The 3,988-nt window shown below is 57.0% G+C and carries 4 protein-coding genes; all 4 read left to right on the forward strand.

The window, feature by feature from the left end; all coding sequences use genetic code 11:
• Positions 1-121 precede the first annotated feature (121 nt).
• The 4 genes from KO516_RS03255 (at position 122) to KO516_RS03270 (ending at position 3,456) form a co-directional block, all read left to right on the forward strand.
• On the forward strand, positions 122-1,333 hold the full coding sequence (locus tag KO516_RS03255) for a hypothetical protein (protein WP_216002379.1): 1,212 nt from the start codon (positions 122-124) through the stop codon (positions 1,331-1,333).
• A 141-nt stretch (positions 1,334-1,474) separates the two neighbouring features.
• Entirely contained in the window at positions 1,475-2,119 is a 645-nt protein-coding gene (locus KO516_RS03260; RefSeq protein ID WP_216002380.1) for a hypothetical protein, read from the forward strand.
• A 330-nt stretch (positions 2,120-2,449) separates the two neighbouring features.
• Complete coding sequence (locus KO516_RS03265) at positions 2,450-2,989, forward strand: AAA family ATPase (RefSeq protein ID WP_216002381.1); 540 nt, start codon at positions 2,450-2,452, stop codon at positions 2,987-2,989.
• 200 nt (positions 2,990-3,189) lie between these two features.
• A complete protein-coding gene (locus KO516_RS03270) occupies positions 3,190-3,456 on the forward strand; it encodes a hypothetical protein (RefSeq protein ID WP_216002382.1) in 267 nt (88 codons plus the stop codon).
• Positions 3,457-3,988 lie beyond the last annotated feature (532 nt).

Below are 3,988 nucleotides of genomic sequence, written 5' to 3' on the forward strand. Positions count from 1 at the left end.
GGCTTTGTGCAACAGAGCCCCGTTGCCCACGTCGTCTGGGCCACGAGAGGGGTTCGACGTCATCTAGCTGACCTCTGGCTTTCCACCACCAGAATCCCGAAACGCGAACGATCAGGACCTTTTGTTCGAACATTACCTAAGAAACAGGATCGAGAAAGGGCCTAGGAAGACGTGGCTCGACCGTTTGCCCTTCCATGTTGCGGCGCAGACGTGCGAGGGCTTCGGGCTCCTGCTGACCCTGGGCCCGAAGGCGCGCAGGGATACGGTGACGCCAGCGCAATGGTTCGCTGCAGGGACTGCCGGTTTCAGCGTCCTACGCCAAGGACCAGATGCGTTCCGGCAGAAGTTGAAGGATATCCAGAAGGCGCATCCGGTCGACAACACCCTCTACCGGACCCGCTATCGCGTCTTCTTCGAGTGGCTGCGCCACCGCGACGACGACCCTCAGTTCGATGTGATCCGTGATCTGGTGCGAGAGTTCATCTTCCGCAACTTTCCGATCTCCGAAGGCTCAATCGTTCTGGGCCAGCCTTGCCCGGAACAATACGTTCATTCGCTTTCGACAGCACGCTCGCGCTATGGCATGTCTGGCTGGAAGCTGGCGCGTCGCCTGGCTTCGATGGGTCTTGCGGAGAGAAAGACATCTGGTCAGGGTTTCGTGCTGACTGGCTATGTTCCCACGGAAATCATCAATGACATCGCAACCGATTTCGATGCCCTCCTGAACGCCGCCGATGCAGGAAAATACCTCGGCGTCGAGCGTTTCATGATGACCAAGCTGACGAAGCCCGGACTGGTCGAGAAGTATTTCGACGAAAAGAGTGCCTCGCCGATGTACCACCCACGTGATCTCCATGGGTTCCTTGGGAAGCTGCGGGCGCGCGTCGAGCGCCCCAAAGCGGAGGATCTACTCGACATTGCGACGGCATCGCATCGTGTCCGCATACCGACCGAACGCGTGGTCGAAATCATTCTGAGAAACCGCCTTCCGCTGCATGCAGTAGACCCTGCCACCACGCGTTTCCCGGATTTTCGCGTGTCGCTAGCCTTGCTGCGTGAGGTCATCGCTACCGATCACCATGGAACCGTTCGGCCGACCCGGGCTGCGAAGATCCTCGGCATCAATATCCGGACGATCCGCAGTCTGATGGACAAGGGCATTCTGGAGTCTTGCGACATAGAGGAGCTGAAGAGCGGGCGAATGCGGCGGTACGTCTGCGCCAAGTCGATGGAGCGGTTTTCCAAGAGTCACATCTCGGTGGTTGAACTGGCGACGAAGAGCGGGCGGATGCCCGGCGTGGAGGCCGTGATCCAACTCGACCGAGGGGCGTAACCCCTTCCACTTGGGCCGCGCGCCAACATGATTTTTAGGAGACATGATGTGGCATGTAGCTAAGCGCACTCTACACAGGCAGTTTACAGATTTTATCTGCAGATTTATCTGTTCAGATAGGGTTTATCTGGAGGGATTGGAATGACGCTGAAAATGACTGCAAGCGAAGTTAAGCAACTCGGTGCCGACCTCTGGTCTTTCGAGATGCCTCCGCATCACATCAGGCACTTTGGTTCACCAGCCAGCTCAAAAGGGGCCAGGAGCGTCATTCTTTTTGATGCCTGCATATTTTCACCGGAGCGCAAAGAACTTAGCTTCCGTGCGGATGATGTTACGCCGCTGAATGTAGGAACGACTTCAACGGTCATAGGTATCTTGACCTCCCCGAACTCAGCTGAGCACTTAGCTGCTTCGGCAGAGGCAGGAAGTCGGATACTTGGACCAGGCGACCGTGAGTTTATCTCTCTGGTTCAAAAAGAACTGTCCCAGAAGATGGTAGATGCAGCCACCCTTCTCCTAGAAAGCGTTCGAGAGCGCTCTCCTGGCGACTTGAAGCGTGGAAAGTCACGCAACTTCAGCGAAACACCTGATAACTTTTGGTACATTATCGTCCAGCCACGCATCGATGAACTGTCGATTACAATCCGAGGGCCGGTAGACCGATTTGAAGACCTCACGAAACTGGAAGTTAAAGATGATCGAGGGAATACCCGGTTCAAGGTGCGAGGGCCCGAAGAAGTAGAAGACGCTCTTAACCTGATCTTCCACGCAAACCGCAAATCCTGATCTACTGAAGCGATTGAGCCGGCCACAGCGCCGGCTCTTTTATGTCCAGCCAGAGGCAACCTTAACTGACGAGAAAGGCAGGTTCAGATCAGCATCGAGATTTTCAGGCACTGAAATCAAAGGGAAATTTTGGATCCCAGAGGCAGAACTTTGTGACGCTTCCCACTTTTTGAAATGCACCAGATAGTTCTGCCTTTCTCGTCAGAGGATTTGCCTCTGCCAGGCAGACCGGTGCTGTTTTCCCTACGAAAATCCATGCTGCCTTGATCGCCGCTCCTGGCGTGTCGATCGCTTCGCAGCGCTTTCCCCTGTCAAATCCGAGGATGACCCATGAGCGACCATTTCTCCGTCGTGACGGGCGGTCCCGGTGCGGGCAAAACCAGCCTGATCACCGAGCTTGCCCGCCGTGGCTTTCAGAACATTCCCGAATCCGGCCGCGCGATCATTCGCGCGGAGATGGCGCGCGGCGGAGACGCCCTCCCTTGGGCGGACCGCATGGCCTATGCCGAACGGATGCTTGAGCGCGACCTCCGCGCCTACGAGGACGCACAGGCCCTCTCAGGCCCCGTGATCTTCGACCGAGGCATTCCCGACATTATGGGCTACCTGACCCTCCGCGGCCTCCCTCTGCCGCCCCACGTCACCGCAGCAGCCAAGGCAGCCCGCTACAACCGTCGCGCCTTCCTGGCGCCGTTCTGGGATGAGATCTTCACGCAAGACAGCGAACGCAAGCAGACTCGCGCCGAAGCCGAAGCGACCTGTGCCGTCATGCGGGAGACCTACACCTCGCTCGGATACCAAATCACGGAGTTGCCACGCGCCGACATTACAACACGCGCCGACTTTGTCTGTGCGCAGCGGGTCAACTGACCGTGATCGCGACATTCCGTGGCGAAACTGCTGAAGCGGACAAACCGCATGGTCCCTCCGGCCTCCCGCTGCCTGACACTCACGGCCCTGAGCGGCCTTTCGTCGGTTACTCAAGATGCTGCGACAGCATCCCCCTTTGCGGCCATTGGCTTCGGTGATCAGTGCTAATATCATCTACCGCAGATCAAAGAAGTATTCAGATGGAACGCGAACCCAACCTTGTCATTTCCGGCGCCTCGCAGCGCATCGTTGAGGATGGAGTGCCATTCAAGGTGGACATCTACAAGCTCGAAGGCGGGGGCGGTTGGTCGCTGGAAGTTGTGACCGAAGACGGGACATCCATTGTCTGGGACAATCTCTTTGAAGACGACCGAGCCGCATTCGAGGAGGCAGTCAGCACCATTCGCAGTGAAGGTCCAGTCGCCTTTGCCAAAGGTGGTTCAAACGTCGTCCCATTTAAGCAGTAGGTGAACGACCCAGACCTGCCGTTCAGTCCCTAGTCGATCGCCGCGGTGCAGCTTCACCAGACCCGGCCATTTTTCCATCGCGCAGCATTTTCGGAGGATGAAGGTCGGCCGGGCGGACAAAACGCCCCTTAGCTTCGACCATACGAATGCCTGCTTCGGTACACATAATCTTGGGAACCGGATGCGTCTGCGGGAGACGAGGCGCGGTTCAAGTAGAAAGCAAAGACTCAGACGATTTTCGCGCTGGCAATATTACGACAGGAACGCTTGGGCCATGGCGATCCAGCTCCGCGATTATGCGAGGCCCGACCTTTTTCTCGAACGTCCAGATGTATGAAAGAAACTCTCGGTCGGGCAATTGTTCTGGACAGCCTGTGGCCATGTCGAAGCGCACCGATCCGTAGTTTGAATATACGCGGTGAGCGATACCCATCAAGCATACTCGGCGTGGTACGCGAAGCCATACCACCAAGTCGTAACCGGTGTCCCAGTCACACCTTGGCGACGTAGTTTCTAGGGTCAGGATGCATTG

The sequence above is a fragment of the Citreicella sp. C3M06 genome (assembly GCF_018860705.1).
Classification (GTDB): domain Bacteria; phylum Pseudomonadota; class Alphaproteobacteria; order Rhodobacterales; family Rhodobacteraceae; genus Salipiger.